Consider the following 292-nt stretch of genomic DNA (forward strand, 5'->3'; position numbering starts at 1 on the left):
GCCTGTGGATCATCGAGACCATCACCACCGCCGCCCCGCTGCTGGGCCTGCTGGGTACCATTCTCGGCATCATCGACACCTTCAAGGCACTGGCCACCGCGGGCGTGTCGGACCCAGGGCAGATATCCGGTGGTATCGGGACGGCCTTGTTTGCCACGGGATTAGGTATCGCCATCGCGCTGTTCTGCGTGGTGTTTCACAACTTCTTCCAGGACAGCCTGGAGCGCATCAACGACCAGTTGAAGATCCTGTTGATTCGCGCCGCCACCGGCGCCCGCGCACAGGATGAAGT

Annotated in this window: 1 protein-coding gene; it reads left to right on the plus strand. The window is 62.0% G+C overall.

Going from position 1 to position 292, the window contains the following annotated elements; all coding sequences use genetic code 11:
• Positions 1-292 (plus strand): MotA/TolQ/ExbB proton channel family protein (locus AAEY72_RS14435; RefSeq protein WP_352311200.1); only part of this gene is annotated, 292 nt, incomplete at both ends.

This window comes from Psychrobacter sp. W2-37-MNA-CIBAN-0211 (genome assembly GCF_040309405.1).
Classification (GTDB): Bacteria; Pseudomonadota; Gammaproteobacteria; order Pseudomonadales; family Moraxellaceae; genus Psychrobacter; species Psychrobacter glaciei.